This is a genomic window from Roseomonas alba, from assembly GCF_019430885.1.
Lineage (GTDB): Bacteria > Pseudomonadota > Alphaproteobacteria > Acetobacterales > Acetobacteraceae > Neoroseomonas > Neoroseomonas alba.
Map to the genome: position 1 here is coordinate 274827 of NZ_JAHYBZ010000004.1, position 15174 is coordinate 290000.

Below are 15174 nucleotides of genomic sequence, written 5' to 3' on the forward strand. Positions count from 1 at the left end.
TTCCCCCGTCTCGTGTTCAGTCCCGGAATTCGATGCGCAGCTCCTGCCCCTCGGCCGTGCTGCGCGTGCTGTGGCTCGTCGTCTCGCGCAGCGCGAGCCACAGCGAGACCGCTTCCATGGCATCGCCCCCGGCCTCGATGTCGTCCAGCGCCGGCCGCCGCGCCGGCTTCGGCAAGGGCTGGCCGCGGAAGGTGATGGTCAGCGCCACCGCTTCCTCGAGCTGCGTCGCCGTTACCGTCATGCTCGACAGGCCGCGGCCGGCCAGCAGGTCGCCGAGTTCGGCGAGCGCATGGTGCATCTTGCGCACCGTCTCGGGCCGCAGCCCCCAGGCGCCGCCGATGGCATGCGCGCTGTCCTGCAATTCATCGCCCATGCCGGACCAGAAGCGTTGCTCGAAACGCTGCACGCGCTTGACCAGCGGCAGGGTGACCAGGTTGGCGAGGAAGGCCACCAGCGCCGCCATGGCCAACGGCGCGGCCAAGGGAGGCATGGCGGTCGCGAAGAAGCGCGGGGCCGTCAGCACCGCGAGCCCCGCCGTCAGCCCCAGCCCCGCCACCACGGTGCGCCGCGTGTCGAGGCTGCGCAGCACCACCATCGCGCAGCCCTGCGCCATCATGAATCCGGCGACATAGAGCAGCATCGCCGCCTGCACCGGCGCCGGCACCAGGATGAACAGCGCCACCGCCTTGGGGCAGAAGGCAAGAAGGAACAGGACCGCGGATCCCGCCCAGGCGATGCCGCGGGCGAAGGATCGCGTCGCGATCGACAGCGCCGCGCAGGAGGCCGACGCCCCGCCCGGCAGCGCGCCCACCGCCCCGGTCAGCGCCACGGCCAGGCCATGGGCAAGGATGCCACGGCGGATCGGCCCCGGATCGGCCCGCGTCCACCCGCCATCGGTCGCCCGCTGGAAGGCGACGAGCACGCCGACCGTCGAGGCCAGGGTCGGCACGAGCGTCAGCAGGAAGCCCAGCAATTGACCGCGGTCGAAATGGAAGTCCGGCACCGCCGCGGGCCGCGGCAGCGCAAACCAGGGGGCGGACACCAGCAGGTCATGCGCCCCGTCCGGAGCCATGCCGAGGGCCAGCGAGACAACCGTGCCGACCGCCGCGCCGATCAGGACGGCATAGGGGGCGAAGCGCGACCGCCGCACCGCGACCGCGACCATCACGGCGAAGGCGCCGAAGGCGACGAGCGAACCGGGCAGCGCATCCCGCGGGGAGGCCGGATCGACATGCACAAGCGTCATCATCGCCGGCAACAGGGATGCGCCCACCATGAAGACCACGACGCCCGTCACCTCGGTCGGCAGCAGCGCCGTCAGCCGCCGCGTCAGCGGCGAGAACAGCATCGCGACCAGGCCGGTGATCACCACCATCGCCGCAACCTGCCCCAGCGTCGCGCCCTGCGAGGCCGCCAGCAGCATCGGCGCCAGCAGCGTCGCCGAGGGCGCCGCGACGATCGGATAGCCTGAGCCGAATGGCCCCCGCGTCAGCCCCTGGAGCGCGGCGTAGAGCGCGAGCCCCATCAGAGACAGGCACAGCAGGTTGGTCGCATCGAGCTGCGTGCCGCCGAAGGCCGCGGCGGCGATGCCCGGCAGCAGGAAATAGATGGATTGCAGTCCGATCTGCTGGCTGGCGAGGGCGAAGGCGCGCCCCGACGGCACCTTGTCGTTCAGCCCCAGCACCACATCGGGCACATGGGTCGGCACGCGGTCCCCGCGCCGGCCGATCAGCGTGCCCCAGAATCCCTCGACCCGGCCGCTGCCGGCTTCGGCGCTCATGGCGTGGGCATGGTGTGGGCGAGACTGCCTCCGAGGCGCAACGGCTCCGCACGGCGGGCGAGGCCGGTGGCGTCGTCCGTCTCGACGAACAGGCCGCAGAGCGTCGCCTCGCCCTCCGCCGGCGCCAGGCGTTCGGCCGGGACCTTGCGCCAGAAGCGCAGGGAGGCCCCACCCTTCTGCATGCCGATCACACTGTCATAATCGCCGCACATCCCGGCATCGGTCTGATAGGCGGTGCCGCCGGCTAGGATCCGATGATCGGCTGACGGCACATGGGTATGCGTCCCGATCACCAGCGAGGCGCGGCCATCGAAGGAATGGGCCATGGCCTGCTTCTCGGAGGTCGCTTCGGCATGGATGTCGATCACCACGGCCTGGACGCTGCCCTGCGCGCCGAGCGTGTGCTTTGCGAGTTCCGCCTGCACCGCGCGGAAGGGATCGTCGAGCGGTTCCATGAACAGCCGCCCCATCGCCTGGATCACCAGGGCGCGACGCCCGCCCGGGACCTCGACCACCGTCGCGCCGCGGCCCGGCGTGCCGGGGGCGTAATTCATCGGGCGGATCAGACGCGGTTCGGATTCGATGAAGGGGATGATCTCCTTGCGGTCCCAGGCATGGTTGCCGAGCGTCAGCACATCCGCCCCGGCGGCGAACAGCGCACGCGCCATGTCGGGCGCGAGGCCGAAGCCGTGCGAGGCGTTCTCCCCGTTCACCACCACCAGGTCGAGTTGCAGGTCGCGGCGCAGCGCGGGCAGCGCGGCTTCCACCGCGTCGCGTCCGGACCGCCCGACGATGTCACCGAGGAAGAGGAGCCTCACGAGCCCCGGCCGCAGATCACGACGCCATTCTCCGTCGCCACGCGGCCGAGCCGGATATCGGTCGGGCCCGCGGGCACTCCCGGAGGTTCCTGCATCTCCTGTGCCGCATAGGCAACCCCGATCGCGGTCGCCTGCGGCAGGGCGGCGAGGGTCCGATCGTAGTAGCCGCCGCCATAACCGAGCCGCCGGCCGGAGCGGTCGAAGGCGAGCAGCGGGACGAAGAGCCAGTCGGGCGTCACGTCATGGCCCGTCGCGGGATGGCGGGTGCCCATGGGGCCGTGCGCGAGCGGATCTCCCGCCGCCCAGCGCCGGAAATGCAGCGGCTGGCCGCGCTTCGGCGTGACCGGCAGGCAGAGCTTCTGGCCGCGCTCCGCCAGGGCGTGCAGCAGCGGCTTCACATCAATCTCGGGCCCCATGGGCCAGAACAAGGCGACCATGGCCGATGGCGGCGGCGGGCAATCGCGCAGCACCACCGAGGCAAGCGCCTCGCCCTTCCCGGCCGGATCAACCGTCGCGCGCCGCGCCAGCGCCAGGCGCCGTGCCTCGGCCTTCAGTTCGGCAAGCAGGACGTCGCAGTAGGGAGCATCACTCATCGGGCCACCCTACCCTGCCCCCGCGCGCCCGAAAAACGGATCGCAGCGCTGCCGCGATGCGCGAGCGCACAGACCGACCACGGCACAGGGCGGCACAATGCGCCGGACGAAATCCAGGCCGGCAGCAGGGTCTGGTGTACCGAAAGCGGATCGCCGCCGAGCCGCGATCCGGGAGCGCACAGCGCGACCGCGCTCAGGCCGACAGCGGCGCCCGGCCGACCAGCGCGGGGCGCGAAAGCCAAGCCGGCGGATGCCGGCGCTGGCGTCCGAGGCACAAAAAACCAGCCAGCGGCCGGCACCAAGAACGCCCGCTGCAAAGCTGGCACTGAACGTGAAGTGCGGAGCCACCATGGCCGCTGGCGTCTCATCCTCCCAAGGCCTGCTAATGCAGGTGGGCGCCGGGTGCCCGGACCACGATCCGGACAGAGCCAGCTCCCGGAGGATGCTTATTGGCCCCGGGGATGAATTGCCTGGCGCACCGGGCAGCTCCGCAGGAGATACCTAGGCGCGCTCCAGGGTCGCCGCAATGCCCTCGATCGCTTCGGCGAGCGCATTCAGCCGGTCGGCGAGGTCGTAGTCGGGCGACGGCGCAACGGGCGGTGCGGCGGGAACGGCGCCGCCGGCGCGCATCGCGCTGTTCTCGGCCTGGAGATCCGAGGTCTCGTCGGCCAGTTGCAGGGCGGCGAGCAGCAGCATGCGGGTCTCGCCGAACTGCATGCCCATGGCTTTGAGCGCGCCGATGCGCTTGTCGACCTCGGCGGCCATGTTGGTCAGGTGGCGTTCCTGGCCGTCCTGGCAGGCGACGGGGTGGGAGTAGCCGCCGACGCGGACCGTGACCTGTGCCATCAGCCCTCCTCACCCAGCACGCCGCGCAGTCGCGCGATGGTTTCGTCGAGACGGGCAGCCAGAGCCGCCACGGCAGCCGGATCAACGCCCGGCGGGGTGGAGTCGCCCTCACCCCCGGCTGGTGCCGCCGGACGAGACGCCGCAGCGCGTGTGAGCCTCTCGACCGCCGCTTCCAGCCGCTGGGTGGCTTCGGCCACCGGATCCACCGCCTCGCTCAATCCGCCCCCTAGAACGGTTCGTGATTCACTTCCCCGCGATGGCTCGCAGGGCTAGGGAAAGGCTTGGCAGAGAGGGGCCTCGGGGTCAACGGTGACATCAGGTGTCAGCATGCCGGCCGTCGTGGTCCACGCTCTCGCCCAGGCCGAGGTGGCGCTGGCGGCGGCCGGGCCGGCGGGGGTGATGCTGCTCTCCGCGCCCGGCGCCGGCACCTTTGCCGGACCGGCCTGGTTCCTCGCCCTGGCGGCCGAGGCGGCGCGGCGCCATCCCGGCAAGGCCTGGGTTGCGGCGCTGGACTGCGCCGATGCGCCGGGCGCCGCGCTCGCCGCCCTGCGGGCGGGCACGCGGATCGTCGTGCTGGCCGGTGCCTGCCCTTCCTTCCCCGCCGTCGCGGCCGCGGCTTCCGAGGCCGGCGCGACCCTGCTGCCCGCCCGCCCGGCGGCTCTTGACCTCGGCCGGCTCGACCTGCGCCGGCGCGATGACCTCGCGCGCATTGCCGCCTGGTTCGCCATGGAAGCGCCACAGGGATCGGTGAAATCGCCTGCCCCGTGACAGAAACCGGCACCTGCGCTATCGCGCCGGGGTCGATCGGATGCCGTAGAAGGAACGCCGGACCATGAAACTGACCCGTCGCGTGAAGGAAATCCTCTCCTGGTATGAGAGCGACAACCCCGGGACCAAGGCGAACCTCGCCCGCATCCTGATGGAGGGAAAGCTCGGGGGCACCGGCAAGATGGTGATCCTGCCGGTCGACCAGGGCTTCGAGCATGGCCCGGCCCGTTCCTTCGCGCCGAACCCCGCCGCCTATGACCCGCACTACCATTTCGAACTGGCGATCGAGGCCGGGCTCAACGCCTATGCCGCGCCGCTCGGCATGATCGAGGCGGGGGCTGCCTCCTTCGCCGGCTGCATTCCGACGATCCTCAAGGTGAACAGCTCCAACAGCCTGTCCACCACCAAGGACCAGGCGGTGACCGGGTCGGTGTCCGACGCGCTGCGCCTGGGCTGCTCGGCCATCGGCTTCACCATCTATCCCGGCAGCGAATACCAGTTCGAGATGATGGAAGAGCTGCGCGAGCTCGCCGAGGAAGCGAAGGCGGCCGGCCTTGCCGTCGTCGTGTGGTCCTATCCGCGTGGCCCGATGCTCGACAAGGTGGGCGAGACCGCCTTCGACATCTGCGCCTATGCCGCGCACATGGCCGCCCTGCTCGGCGCCCACATCATCAAGGTGAAGCCGCCGATGGAGCCGCTGTCGCTGGAGGCCGCGAAGAAGGTCTACATCGAGCGCAAGATCGACGCCTCCAGCCTCGCGGCCCGGGTGAAGCATGTGGTGCAGTCCTGCTTCAATGGCCGCCGCCTGGTGGTCTTCTCCGGCGGCGAGGCCAAGGGCACCGAGGCGCTGCTCGAAGAGGTGAAGGGCCTGCATGCCGGTGGCGCGAACGGGTCCATCGTCGGCCGCAACGCCTTCCAGCGGCCGAAGGAGGAAGCGCTGAAGCTGCTCGCCTCCATGATCGAGATCTACAAGACCAAGCCGTAAGACGCCCCCGATCGGGCGTAGCGGCAGCGCCGCCGCGGGGGATGCCCCGCGGCGGCGCTTTTCTTTCAGATGACGACGTGCTCGCGCCAGTGGCGATGCAGAGCCGCGATATCGCCCTCGGTCATCAGCGGCATCGCCATGCCGATCTGCGCATCGGTCCAGTCCCACCAGCGCAGTTCGAGAAGCATGGCGCGTTCCGCCTCGGCGAAGCGGTAGCGGATGAGCCGCGCCGGATTGCCGCCCATGATGGCGTAGGGTTCGACATCGCGCGTCACCACCGCGCGTGCCCCGATCACGGCGCCGTCGCCGACCGTAACGCCGGGCATGACCATCGCCTCTGCCCCGATCCAGACATCATGGCCGATGACGGTGTCGCCGGCCGGGCGATAGCCATCCGCCGCGGCGGCGAAGACGGGCTGGTCCGGCACGTAGTGGAAGGGGAAGGTGCTCACCCAATCGAGGCGGTGGCCCTGGTTGCCGGCCATGATGAAGCTCGCCCCGGTGCCGATCGAGCAGAAGCTGCCGATGACGAGCCGGTCCACCCCCGGATCGGGCGGCAGGTAGCGGGCGCAATCGTCGAAGCCATGCCCGTGGTAGTAGCCGGAGTAGTAGCTGTGCCGCCCGACCACGATGTTGGGGTTGGTCACCTGACGCGACAGAGGAATGCCCTTGAAGGGGCTCTCGAAGACATTCTGCATGGATTAGTGCCCTTCCGACGGACCAGCCGTCGGCTCATGAAGTATCGCCGCCGGGGACGCGCTCGTCCGCCGGCTCCTCGGGGCCCTCGCGCGCAGCGCGGGGCCGGTTCAGGTGGTACTCGGGGCCGATTTCATGCGTCGGGAAGGTTATCCGCCCGGACCGGACGACTCAACAGGCGCCCGGAGCACGGGCGTCCTCGCCTCAGGTTGACATTCCCTTTCATGTGCCCTTGGTGCGATCCAAACGCTCCATGAGGATATCCTGATGTACGAAGATCGCGTCCGTCGCGCCGACCTCCGCGACCGGATCGTGACCGCCGAGGAAGCGGCCAACTTCATCAAGGACGGCATGACCGTCGGCATGAGCGGCTTCACCCGCGCCGGCGAGGCCAAGGCGGTGCCGATGGCGCTCGCCGAGCGGGCCCGCCGCGACCCGTTGAAGATCACGCTGATCACGGGCGCCTCGCTGGGCAACGACCTCGACAAGACGCTGGCCGAGGCGCACGTCCTGTCCCGCCGCATGCCCTTCCAGGTCGATCCCGCCCTGCGGAAGGCGATCAATGCCGGCGAGGTGATGTTCGTCGACCAGCACCTGTCCGAGACCGTCGAGCTGCTGCGCAGCCGCCAGATCGGCCCGGTCGACATCGCGGTGATCGAGGCCGTCGCCATCACCGAACAGGGCGGCATCGTGCCCACCACCTCGGTCGGCAATTCGGCGTCCTTCGCCATCCTGGCCGAGAAGGTGATCATCGAGATCAATCTCTCCCAGCAGGCGGAACTCGAAGGCCTGCACGACATCTACATCCCGACCTACCGGCCGCACCGCATGCCGATCCCTGTCGTGGCGCCGGAAAGCCGCATCGGCCTGCCCTTCATCCCGATCGACCCGGACAAGATCGCGGCCATCGTCATCACGACGAAGCTCGACAGCTCCTCGACCGTGCTGCCGCCGGATGGCGAGACGCGCGGCATCGCCGGCCACCTTACGGAGTTCTTCCTGCACGAGGTGAAGAAGGGCCGCCTGACCGAGACGCTGCAGCCGCTGCAGGCCGGCATCGGCACGATCGCGAATGCCGTGCTGCACGGCTTCATCGACACGCCCTTCCACAACCTCAAGATGTATTCGGAGGTGCTGCAGGATTCGACCTTCGACCTGTTCGATGCCGGCAAGCTCGACTTCGCCTCGGGGTCGTCCATCACTTTGTCGAAGGCCAAGTACGACGCCGTCCTGCCCGACCTGCCGCGCTACAAGCAGCGCCTGATCCTGCGCCCGCAGGAGATCAGCAACCATCCCGAGATCGTCCGCCGCCTCGGCATCATCGGCATCAACACGGCGCTGGAATTCGACCTCTACGGCAACATCAACTCCACCCATGTCGGCGGCACGCACATGATGAACGGCATCGGCGGGTCGGGCGACTTCGCGCGCAACGCCTTCATGTCGATCTTCGTGACCAAGGCGACGGCGAAGGGCGGGAACGTGTCGAGCGTCGTGCCGATGGTCAGCCATGTCGACCATACCGAGCATGACGTGGACATCGTGGTGACCGAATGCGGGCTCGCCGATCTGCGCGGCCTCGCTCCGCGCGAACGCGCCGAGGTCATCATCGCGAACTGCACGCATCCCGACTATCGCGACGCGCTGAAGGACTACGTCCGCCGCGCCCAGGCGCGCGGCGGGCACACGCCGCATGTCCTTGAGGAAGCGCTGTCCTGGCATACGCGGCTGCGGGAGACGGGGAGCATGAAGGCGTAGGACGCTTGGAGGGGGCTTTGCCCCCTCCAAACCTCCCCCACCAAAGGCCACAGGGCCTTTGGAAACCGTCACTTGGCGCCGGGCGCCGTGGGCCGGATGGGTGCCGAAACCCACATTTGCGCACGGAGCGCGCTGTGAGGGCGCAGCATGCCTTTCGCGCCCGGCGCCAAGTATCCGGCATTCCAAATGCTCTCAGCATTTGGCGGGGTGGTCCGGAGGGGCAGAGCCCCTCCGGTCGCCATCGGGCCTCACCCCTTCCAGGGATCATAGGTCCCGAAATCCCACAGATACCCACCCGGATCGCGCGCCACGTACTCCCGCGACCCGTACTCCCGGTCGAGCGGCCCTTCCAGGATCTCCGCCCCCGCCGCCCTTGCCTTGGCGCAGTGCGCGTCCGTGTCGGCCACCACGACATAGAGGCAGTCCGTGACCCCGCGGACCTCGGCCGGCAGGTGCATGTCGAAGAACTTCCGCTCCGCCCCGCCCACCATCACCATGCCGCGAGTCTCGCCCGCGCCATAGGTCAGCTCGGCATGAATCACCCCGCCATCTGGGCTGGGGATCACCAGCTTCTCGACGAAGCCGAAGGCCTCGGTCAGAAAGCGGATCGCGGCCTTGGGGTCGGCGTAGCGCAGACAGGGAATCACGGCGGATGAATGCGGCATCTCAGGGCGTCTCCTCGGAAGGCTGCCGACTCTATCTGATCACGCCGCCGCGGCTCGATCCCGCCACCTTTCGTGATCGCCTGGCCGAGGCGTTGGACGCCGGCGACGTCGCCTGCCTTCAGCTCCGGCTGAAGGATGCGGCGCAGGATGAGATCAAGCGCGCGGTCGAGGTCCTGATGCCCATCGCCCAGGCCCGCGACGTCGCCTTCATTCTCAACGACGATGCGAAGCTAGCTCACGCGCTGGGCTGCGACGGGGCGCATCTCGGCCAGACGGATGGCGACCACGAAGGGGCGCGCAAGCTGCTCAAGGACCGCATCCTCGGCATCACCTGCCATGCCTCCCGCCACCTCGCGATGGAGGCGGGCGAGCTCGGCGCCGACTATGTCGCCTTCGGCGCCTTCTTCCCCACCGACACGAAGGAGACGGTCCACACCGCCGGAACGGACCTGCTGGAATGGTGGTCGGAGATGATGGAGATCCCCTGCGTCGCGATTGGCGGCATCACCGCCGCGAACTGTGCGCCGCTGGTGCGCGCGGGGGCGGATTTCCTCGCCGTAGTGGGCGCGGTGTGGAACCACCCCGAGGGCCCGGCAGCCGGGGTGCGCGCGATGAACGCGGCTACAGTGCGCATGTGATCAGTCATAATGTGTCTCGCTTGGCCAAACGGGCAATGAACACACTCGCTGAACTCGCTCACAATTCACGGGTTAGTCGGAGAATAAGTCAGATACCCAGCAATTCTCGGAGCATTTTGAGTCAGTAAATACAAAGAAACGGCACCTGTTATTATCATTCTAGTTATATCAACGGCATCTTTTCCAATCTTAAGTATCTTAAATATTTTAATGAAATTCATCTCTATTTCTCTCATGATGGATTTTTCGTCAAAATCTGGAGATTGTCGAATTGTTTCTTTTGCTACAAAATATGCTGCCACGACATTTCGAAGCGACTCTACTGCATATCCGTGGTCTAGCCATTTTAGCTTCTCCAATCGAAATTTAAATTCTATCAAGCCATCTATCATGGCTTGCCGGCAGAAATCCAAATCATCCGTTTGTCTATTTTCCAATAAATTCAAAAATTCATCGATTATATTTATTAATTCACTAACCTCGGTCTCTTCGAGAAAATCATACGCATACGCCTTCCTCAAAGAGATCGAAGCCATTTTAATAGCGGATGTATTATTGTCATTGATATATCTTTCACAAACTGTCTGCCAAGTATTTACTAACCCAGTCTGCGAAAATGCCAGAGCACATTGGTCTAATTTTCCAATAATTTCCTCCTTAATGTCGTCAGCAAAATCTTATTTCCTTATTATTTCTTTGAGTTTATCGAATCTCTTCGAGATTTGGAATAGTAATTGAAAAAAATCCATAGACCATGAAGTTACGCCGAATCTCTTCGCAAGAAAGTCGGCGCCTCTCTCGTTCGAATTTTCGACTAACGATCTACAGAGGTCGGCGAGTTCTCGTGCAGGATCGGTAGTTCTAACCACAGCGAAACTCCAGATCGGATTGTCTTGTCCGCCGCCTCGTATCGCCAGAAAGCGCCGCTAATTCTATTTTTCGCCTGACGGGTCCGTCAGTCAATCCCGGCCGAGTCTAGCGATGTCCGATGAGATCTGACCGAGCCGCATTACCCACCGGCTGAGTCCCTTGGCTCCTTGGCAATACGGACGAAGATGCCCAGCGCCTCCTCCGGGCTCGCCTCGCGGTGCTTCCCGGCCAGCACATCGGCGCGCGACCACAGCCAGGACGGCACCGCGTCGTCCCGCATCTCCCAGCCGGGGAACAGCCGCGCCTCAGCCGGTTCCAGGCGCAGCAGCGTCACCTCGACATGGCGGATGTCGCGGCGGATGCGGACGAAGGTCTCCTCCACCGCCTGGCGGGGGCCTTCCAGCAACTGCACGAACAGGTCCCAGCGGCTGACCAGCATCCCTGTGACGTCCGCTGCCGCATTGCGGGCACGGGCGACGGTCAGGATATCGGCAAGCTGCTGCGGGTCGTATCCCAACGGGCGGGAGACGTAGATCAACTGGATCAGCGACATGCGCTCTCCTGTTCGCCTGGCCGGCGCGCGATGCTGACATGATTCTCACACTTTTCCGAGAGGGCCGATGAACGAGACCGAGTTCCACCGCCAGCTTCATCGCCCCGGCACGCTGATCGATGTCGGCGCGCATGACGGGCTGATTACCCTCCCCCTCGCCCGCCTGCCCGGCTCCCGCGTGATCGCCTTCGAACCCCTTCCCGCCGCCTTTGCGCGCCTCCAGGCCACGCTGCGCGCTGCTTTCGGGGGTATGCCGGCGCATGTGGACTGCCGCGCTGCCGCCCTGGGCGACCACGCGGGCGAGATCACCCTCGCCATGCCGGTCCTCGACGGCGTCGCGCAGGAACAATGGGCGAGCACCGCCAAGGACTACGCCGCGCATGTCTCCGCCCGCGTCGCGGTCGAACGCTTCACCGTTCCATTGCTGCGCCTGGACGATCTCGGCCTGACGGACGTCACCGCCATGAAGATCGACGCGGAGGGCGCGGAATACGAGATCCTGCGCGGCGCCCGCGACACGTTGCTGCGCTGCCGCCCCGTCCTGACGATCGAGATCGAGGAACGCCATCGCGAAGGCAGCACCTGGGCCGTGCCGGCCTTTCTCGATGCCCTTGGCTACGACGTGCTCTTCGAACTGCACGACACCTGGCATCCGGTCGCCGCGCTCGACCGCGCGACCATGCAGCGTGCCTCGCCCGATCCCTCCATCTTCGAGGCCTCGGACCCCTATGTCTTCGTCTTCTACGCCCTGCCGAGGGAAGATGCCCCGGCCCTGCTGGCACGATTGCAGGCCCCGGCGTAGCCTTCCGCCCAACGGAGGGAACCATGTCCATCACCGCGCAACGCTTCACCGTCACCCGCGCCTCGGGGCTGCTGGGGGCGGAGGTCTCGGGCCTCGACTGGCGCCGCGGCATCGACGACGCGACGCTCGCCGCGCTGCGCGACACCTGGCTGGAACACGGCGTGCTGTTCCTGCGCGATGCGGCGCTGCCGGCGGCGGATTTCCTCGCCTTCGCCGCGCGCTTCGGCACGCCGGTCGAATATCCCTTCGTGCGCGGGCTGGATGGCTTCCCGCAGATCACGCCTGTCATCAAGGAACCACATGAACGGGTGAATTTCGGCGGCGTCTGGCATTCCGACACCGCCTATCTGGACCGCCCGCCCATGGCGACGATGCTCATCGCGCGAGAGGTCCCGGCCGCCGGCGGCGATACCCTCTTCGCCGATTGCCGCGCGGCCTATGAGGCACTGTCCCCCGGCCTGCGCGCGACGCTCGACACGCTGCGCGCCATCAATTCCTCGAAGAAGGCCGATGCCTCCAAGACGCGGGAGGACCGCCAGAAGGAACGTGGCGCCGTCACCAACGCGGATGTGCTGGAAGCCACGCATCCGGTGGTGCGCACGCATCCCGAGACCGGCCGCAAGGCGCTCTACGTGAACCTCGGCCACACCACCCGCTTCGATGGCTGGACCGAGGCGGAATCGAAGCCCCTGCTCGATGTCCTCTTCGCCCACATCACCAGGCCGGAATTCACCTGCCGCTTCCACTGGACGCCCGGCGCGATCGCCCTGTGGGACAACCGTTCGGTCCAGCACTATCCGGTGAACGACTATCACGGCCTGCGGCGGGAGATGCACCGCGTCACCCTGCTCGGCGACGTGCCCGTCTGACATTGGGCAGCGACGGTTGACGCGGCGGCGCGTCCGTTGGATGGGCTAGGACTGGTTGAGGGATCAGAAATGTCGTCATTGCTGCCCCTGGAGGGGCTTCTTGTCGTTGCGATGGACCAGGCCGTGGCCGCGCCCTATTGCGCCTCCCGCCTCGCCGACGCCGGTGCCCGCGTCATCAAGATCGAACGCCCCGAGGGCGATTTCGCCCGTGGCTACGACGCCGTGGCGAATGGCCTCTCCTCCTACTTCGTCTGGCTGAACCGGGGGAAGGAGAGCATCTGCCTCGACATCAAGAAGCCGGACGACAAGGCACTGCTCGAACGCCTGATCGCCAAGGCCGATGTCTTCATCCAGAACCTCGCCCCCGGCGCGATGAAGCGCGCCGGCTTCGGCAGCGCCGAGCTGCGCGAGAAGCATCCCCGCCTGATCACCGTGGACATCTCCGGCTATGGCGAGGAAGGCGACTACGCCAGCATGAAGGCCTATGACCTGCTGGTGCAGGCGGAATCGGGCCTCGCCTTCGTCACCGGCCGCGCCGAGGGCCCCGGCCGCGTCGGCGTCTCGGCCTGCGACATCGCCTGCGGCATGCACGCCTATGCCGCGGTGCTGGAGGCCCTGCTCTCCCGCTCGATCAGCGGCAAGGGCCGCGGCATCGCCGTCTCCCTGTTCGACGGCATGGCCGACTGGATGTCCGTCCCGCTCCTCCAATACGAGGGCACCGGCCGGAACCCGCCCCGCATCGGCCTCGCCCATCCCTCCATCTGCCCCTATGGCGCCTTCCAGACCAAGGACGGCCACGACGTCCTGATCGCCATCCAGAACGAGCGCGAATGGGCCACCTTCTGCACCCATTTCCTCGACGAGCCGGATCTGCCGCAGAAACCCGGCTTCACCGTGAACAACGACCGCGTGGCTCATCGCCCCATGGTCGACGCGCATATCCAGGCCATGTTCGCGACCCTGACCCGCGACGAATGCGCGGCGAAGCTGCGCAAGGCCAACACGGCCTATGGCTTCGTCAACGACTGCGGCGGGTTGCAACAGCACCCGGTGCTGAAGCGGAAGCCCGTGGAGACGGAGAAGGGACCGATCCAGATCGCCCTGCCCGCGGCGCGGCTGTCGGATGGCGAGCGGCCCTTCGGCAAGGTGCCGTCACTCGGCGAGCACAGCGAGAAGATCCGGGCGGAATTCGCGGCGTAGAGCGAGGTCCAAGGAGCTTCGCCCCGCCCCAAACCTCACCTCTCCCCTGTGATCCGGCCAAGCCCGGCCGGTGAGGCTACTATCGGAGGGGCTCTGCCCCCCCGAACCCCCCGCCAGGGGCTTGGAGCCCCTGGACCGCAATCTTCTGGCGCCGGGCACGACTTTCCAGTCACCCCCGCCAGGCGCGCTGCGTGCGCAAATGCGCGTTTTGGCATGTATCCTGCCAGTGGCGCACGGCACCGAGTTGAGGTTTCCAAAGGACTTTCGGCCTTTGGTGGGTTGGCTTGGAGGGGCAAAGCCCCTCCAACGCCCCAGTGAAATGCCCGAGCTGACCGTTTGGCCCGGCGGAGAAGGCTCAAGACGGCCAAAGGCACCCGCCGTCACATCGGCCGCCGGAAGAACAGCACCCGCGACGGCGCCGGCGAGTTCCGCACCGGCTGCGGCGCCGGCGCCACCCGCCCGATCGCCATGATCGGCGCCGCCCGATATGCGTCGAGCCCCCGCCCTTGCCCCGCCGCCCCTGGTGCAAGCGGGATCACCTGTGCCCGTTCCGCCCGGTTCGCCAGGCTCAGCGGCCCGCTGCCACCGGCGGCGAAGCGCGCCAGCAGCGCGGCCTCGGCGGCTGGATCGCCGGGCGGACGGCCCTGTTCCCCGGCCCAGGCCTGGAGCACCCGGGCGCGATAGGGCTCAGCCCGTTCCGGCGTCTGGGAATGGTAGTGGCCGGCGGCGCGCGCCCAGTCCTGGGTAGAAGCCTGCAGTTCGGACAGGAATTGCGCGGCGTAGCGGGCGTTGGTCAGCGGGTCGAAGGCCTGATCCAGGCCAGGGAAGGCATTGGGGTGGTGGTAGAGGTTCACTTGCATGCAGCCGACGTCGATCAGCCGCACGCCGCGGGCCTGAAGTTGCCGTACCTCGGCAATCGCTGCCTCCCGCGTCGGGAAGAACATGCCGCGGCCCTCGGCGTTGATGGTCCAGGGCCAGGGGCCGAACTGGCCAGTCACGGGGTCGCGCCGGCCGGATTCCACCCGCCCGATGGCTTGGAGGAGGCCCGCCGGCACGCCCCTTTCCCGCTCGGCCGTGGCGATGGCGGCCCGGCAGGCGGCACCGGGGTCGGGCAGAGGGGGAGTCTGGCCCCCCGCGACAGGGGCGAATCCCAGGAGTCCGAGCAGGAGCGACAGGGCGATGAGGGGATTCGGCAGGGCTGGGCACATGCCTGGGCAAGCGCAAGGCCCATGCCACGCAACAAACCTGCGCGGCCATGCTGCGCCGCGCCATTTTTGCTGCAATGCAAAAAGTCTCTTGCAGGAGGCGGCCACCGCGCATAAGTTCCGCCTCG

17 protein-coding genes and 1 other RNA gene are annotated in these 15174 nt (G+C 67.4%); 7 read left to right on the top strand and 11 right to left on the bottom strand.

All coding sequences use genetic code 11. The features are described 5' to 3' along the window. Positions 1 to 16: 16 nt before the first annotated feature. The 6 genes from KPL78_RS13015 to KPL78_RS13040 form a co-directional block, all read right to left on the bottom strand. The gene (locus tag KPL78_RS13015; protein WP_219763390.1) at positions 17 to 1780 is read right to left on the bottom strand and encodes a solute carrier family 23 protein; all 1764 of its coding nucleotides are present in this window, start codon (positions 1778 to 1780) and stop codon (positions 17 to 19) included. Next, entirely contained in the window at positions 1777 to 2598 is an 822-nt protein-coding gene (locus tag KPL78_RS13020; RefSeq protein ID WP_219763391.1) for a TIGR00282 family metallophosphoesterase, read from the bottom strand. Before KPL78_RS13020 ends, KPL78_RS13015 begins: the two co-directional genes overlap by 4 nt. Next, a complete protein-coding gene (locus KPL78_RS13025; RefSeq protein WP_219763392.1) occupies positions 2595 to 3191 on the bottom strand; it encodes a 5-formyltetrahydrofolate cyclo-ligase in 597 nt (198 codons plus the stop codon). Before KPL78_RS13025 ends, KPL78_RS13020 begins: the two co-directional genes overlap by 4 nt. A 337-nt stretch (positions 3192 to 3528) precedes the next feature. Continuing rightward, a non-coding RNA gene (gene ssrS / locus KPL78_RS13030) (6S RNA) lies at positions 3529 to 3683 on the bottom strand. Between the two features lie 9 nt (positions 3684 to 3692). Further along, on the bottom strand, positions 3693 to 4037 hold the full coding sequence (locus tag KPL78_RS13035) for a cell division protein ZapA (protein WP_219763393.1): 345 nt from the start codon (positions 4035 to 4037) through the stop codon (positions 3693 to 3695). Continuing rightward, complete coding sequence (locus tag KPL78_RS13040; protein WP_219763394.1) at positions 4037 to 4234, bottom strand: hypothetical protein; 198 nt, start codon at positions 4232 to 4234, stop codon at positions 4037 to 4039. Before KPL78_RS13040 ends, KPL78_RS13035 begins: the two co-directional genes overlap by 1 nt. Positions 4235 to 4364: 130 nt before the next feature. Between KPL78_RS13040 and KPL78_RS13045 the strand changes: the two genes are divergently transcribed. Then, positions 4365 to 4805 carry a hypothetical protein gene (locus tag KPL78_RS13045; protein ID WP_219763395.1) on the top strand — a complete coding sequence of 147 codons (441 nt, stop codon included), beginning with the start codon at positions 4365 to 4367 and terminating at the stop codon, positions 4803 to 4805. 64 nt (positions 4806 to 4869) lie between these two features. Continuing rightward, on the top strand, positions 4870 to 5790 hold the full coding sequence (locus KPL78_RS13050; protein ID WP_219763396.1) for a class I fructose-bisphosphate aldolase: 921 nt from the start codon (positions 4870 to 4872) through the stop codon (positions 5788 to 5790). Between the two features lie 65 nt (positions 5791 to 5855). Here KPL78_RS13050 and catB read toward each other — a convergent pair whose 3' ends face one another. Then, positions 5856 to 6488, bottom strand: coding sequence for a type B chloramphenicol O-acetyltransferase (gene catB / locus KPL78_RS13055; protein ID WP_219763397.1), 633 nt, complete (start codon positions 6486 to 6488; stop codon positions 5856 to 5858). A 265-nt stretch (positions 6489 to 6753) separates the two neighbouring features. Between catB and scpC the strand changes: the two genes are divergently transcribed. Next, the gene (gene scpC / locus KPL78_RS13060; RefSeq protein ID WP_219763398.1) at positions 6754 to 8244 is read left to right on the top strand and encodes a succinyl-CoA:acetate CoA-transferase ScpC; all 1491 of its coding nucleotides are present in this window, start codon (positions 6754 to 6756) and stop codon (positions 8242 to 8244) included. A 248-nt stretch (positions 8245 to 8492) separates the two neighbouring features. Here the strand turns inward: scpC and KPL78_RS13065 are convergent, their stop codons facing one another. Further along, complete coding sequence (locus tag KPL78_RS13065; RefSeq protein ID WP_219763399.1) at positions 8493 to 8909, bottom strand: VOC family protein; 417 nt, start codon at positions 8907 to 8909, stop codon at positions 8493 to 8495. Between KPL78_RS13065 and thiE the strand changes: the two genes are divergently transcribed. Next, a complete protein-coding gene (gene thiE, locus KPL78_RS13070) occupies positions 8897 to 9547 on the top strand; it encodes a thiamine phosphate synthase (RefSeq protein WP_219763400.1) in 651 nt (216 codons plus the stop codon). The two genes, KPL78_RS13065 and thiE, sit on opposite strands and share 13 nt — an antisense overlap. Before the next feature lie 65 nt (positions 9548 to 9612). On the opposite strand, the gene KPL78_RS13075 is transcribed toward thiE, so the two are convergent. Beyond that, a complete protein-coding gene (locus KPL78_RS13075; protein ID WP_219763401.1) occupies positions 9613 to 10083 on the bottom strand; it encodes a hypothetical protein in 471 nt (156 codons plus the stop codon). 473 nt (positions 10084 to 10556) lie between these two features. Continuing rightward, the gene (locus KPL78_RS13080; protein ID WP_219763402.1) at positions 10557 to 10970 is read right to left on the bottom strand and encodes a BLUF domain-containing protein; all 414 of its coding nucleotides are present in this window, start codon (positions 10968 to 10970) and stop codon (positions 10557 to 10559) included. Positions 10971 to 11037: 67 nt separating this feature from the next. Here KPL78_RS13080 and KPL78_RS13085 point away from each other — a divergent pair, with 67 nt between their 5' ends. The 3 genes from KPL78_RS13085 (at position 11038) to KPL78_RS13095 (ending at position 13841) form a co-directional block, all read left to right on the top strand. After that, positions 11038 to 11772 (top strand): FkbM family methyltransferase, encoded by a 735-nt coding sequence (locus KPL78_RS13085; RefSeq protein WP_219763403.1) that lies wholly within the window; start codon positions 11038 to 11040, stop codon positions 11770 to 11772. A 23-nt stretch (positions 11773 to 11795) separates the two neighbouring features. Further along, positions 11796 to 12641 (top strand): TauD/TfdA dioxygenase family protein, encoded by an 846-nt coding sequence (locus KPL78_RS13090; RefSeq protein ID WP_219763404.1) that lies wholly within the window; start codon positions 11796 to 11798, stop codon positions 12639 to 12641. A gap of 69 nt (positions 12642 to 12710) precedes the next feature. Next, on the top strand, positions 12711 to 13841 hold the full coding sequence (locus KPL78_RS13095; RefSeq protein ID WP_219763405.1) for a CaiB/BaiF CoA transferase family protein: 1131 nt from the start codon (positions 12711 to 12713) through the stop codon (positions 13839 to 13841). A 380-nt stretch (positions 13842 to 14221) separates the two neighbouring features. On the opposite strand, the gene KPL78_RS13100 is transcribed toward KPL78_RS13095, so the two are convergent. Continuing rightward, positions 14222 to 15049, bottom strand: coding sequence for a lytic transglycosylase domain-containing protein (locus KPL78_RS13100; RefSeq protein WP_255568954.1), 828 nt, complete (start codon positions 15047 to 15049; stop codon positions 14222 to 14224). Positions 15050 to 15174 lie beyond the last annotated feature (125 nt).

What these genes read in the sequence shown, in the direction of transcription:
- catB (WP_219763397.1), bottom strand. Translation starts at nt 6,488, where the DNA reads ATGCAGAATGTCTTCGAGAGCCCCTTCAAGGGCATTCCTCTGTCGCGT.
- KPL78_RS13050 (WP_219763396.1), top strand. Translation starts at nt 4,870, where the DNA reads ATGAAACTGACCCGTCGCGTGAAGGAAATCCTCTCCTGGTATGAGAGC.
- KPL78_RS13075 (WP_219763401.1), bottom strand. Translation starts at nt 10,083, where the DNA reads ATGGCTTCGATCTCTTTGAGGAAGGCGTATGCGTATGATTTTCTCGAA.
- KPL78_RS13045 (WP_219763395.1), top strand. Translation starts at nt 4,365, where the DNA reads ATGCCGGCCGTCGTGGTCCACGCTCTCGCCCAGGCCGAGGTGGCGCTG.
- KPL78_RS13025 (WP_219763392.1), bottom strand. Translation starts at nt 3,191, where the DNA reads ATGAGTGATGCTCCCTACTGCGACGTCCTGCTTGCCGAACTGAAGGCC.
- KPL78_RS13015 (WP_219763390.1), bottom strand. Translation starts at nt 1,780, where the DNA reads ATGAGCGCCGAAGCCGGCAGCGGCCGGGTCGAGGGATTCTGGGGCACG.
- scpC (WP_219763398.1), top strand. Translation starts at nt 6,754, where the DNA reads ATGTACGAAGATCGCGTCCGTCGCGCCGACCTCCGCGACCGGATCGTG.
- KPL78_RS13065 (WP_219763399.1), bottom strand. Translation starts at nt 8,909, where the DNA reads ATGCCGCATTCATCCGCCGTGATTCCCTGTCTGCGCTACGCCGACCCC.
- KPL78_RS13080 (WP_219763402.1), bottom strand. Translation starts at nt 10,970, where the DNA reads ATGTCGCTGATCCAGTTGATCTACGTCTCCCGCCCGTTGGGATACGAC.
- KPL78_RS13095 (WP_219763405.1), top strand. Translation starts at nt 12,711, where the DNA reads ATGTCGTCATTGCTGCCCCTGGAGGGGCTTCTTGTCGTTGCGATGGAC.
- KPL78_RS13085 (WP_219763403.1), top strand. Translation starts at nt 11,038, where the DNA reads ATGAACGAGACCGAGTTCCACCGCCAGCTTCATCGCCCCGGCACGCTG.
- thiE (WP_219763400.1), top strand. Translation starts at nt 8,897, where the DNA reads ATGAATGCGGCATCTCAGGGCGTCTCCTCGGAAGGCTGCCGACTCTAT.
- KPL78_RS13090 (WP_219763404.1), top strand. Translation starts at nt 11,796, where the DNA reads ATGTCCATCACCGCGCAACGCTTCACCGTCACCCGCGCCTCGGGGCTG.
- KPL78_RS13035 (WP_219763393.1), bottom strand. Translation starts at nt 4,037, where the DNA reads ATGGCACAGGTCACGGTCCGCGTCGGCGGCTACTCCCACCCCGTCGCC.
- KPL78_RS13100 (WP_255568954.1), bottom strand. Translation starts at nt 15,049, where the DNA reads ATGTGCCCAGCCCTGCCGAATCCCCTCATCGCCCTGTCGCTCCTGCTC.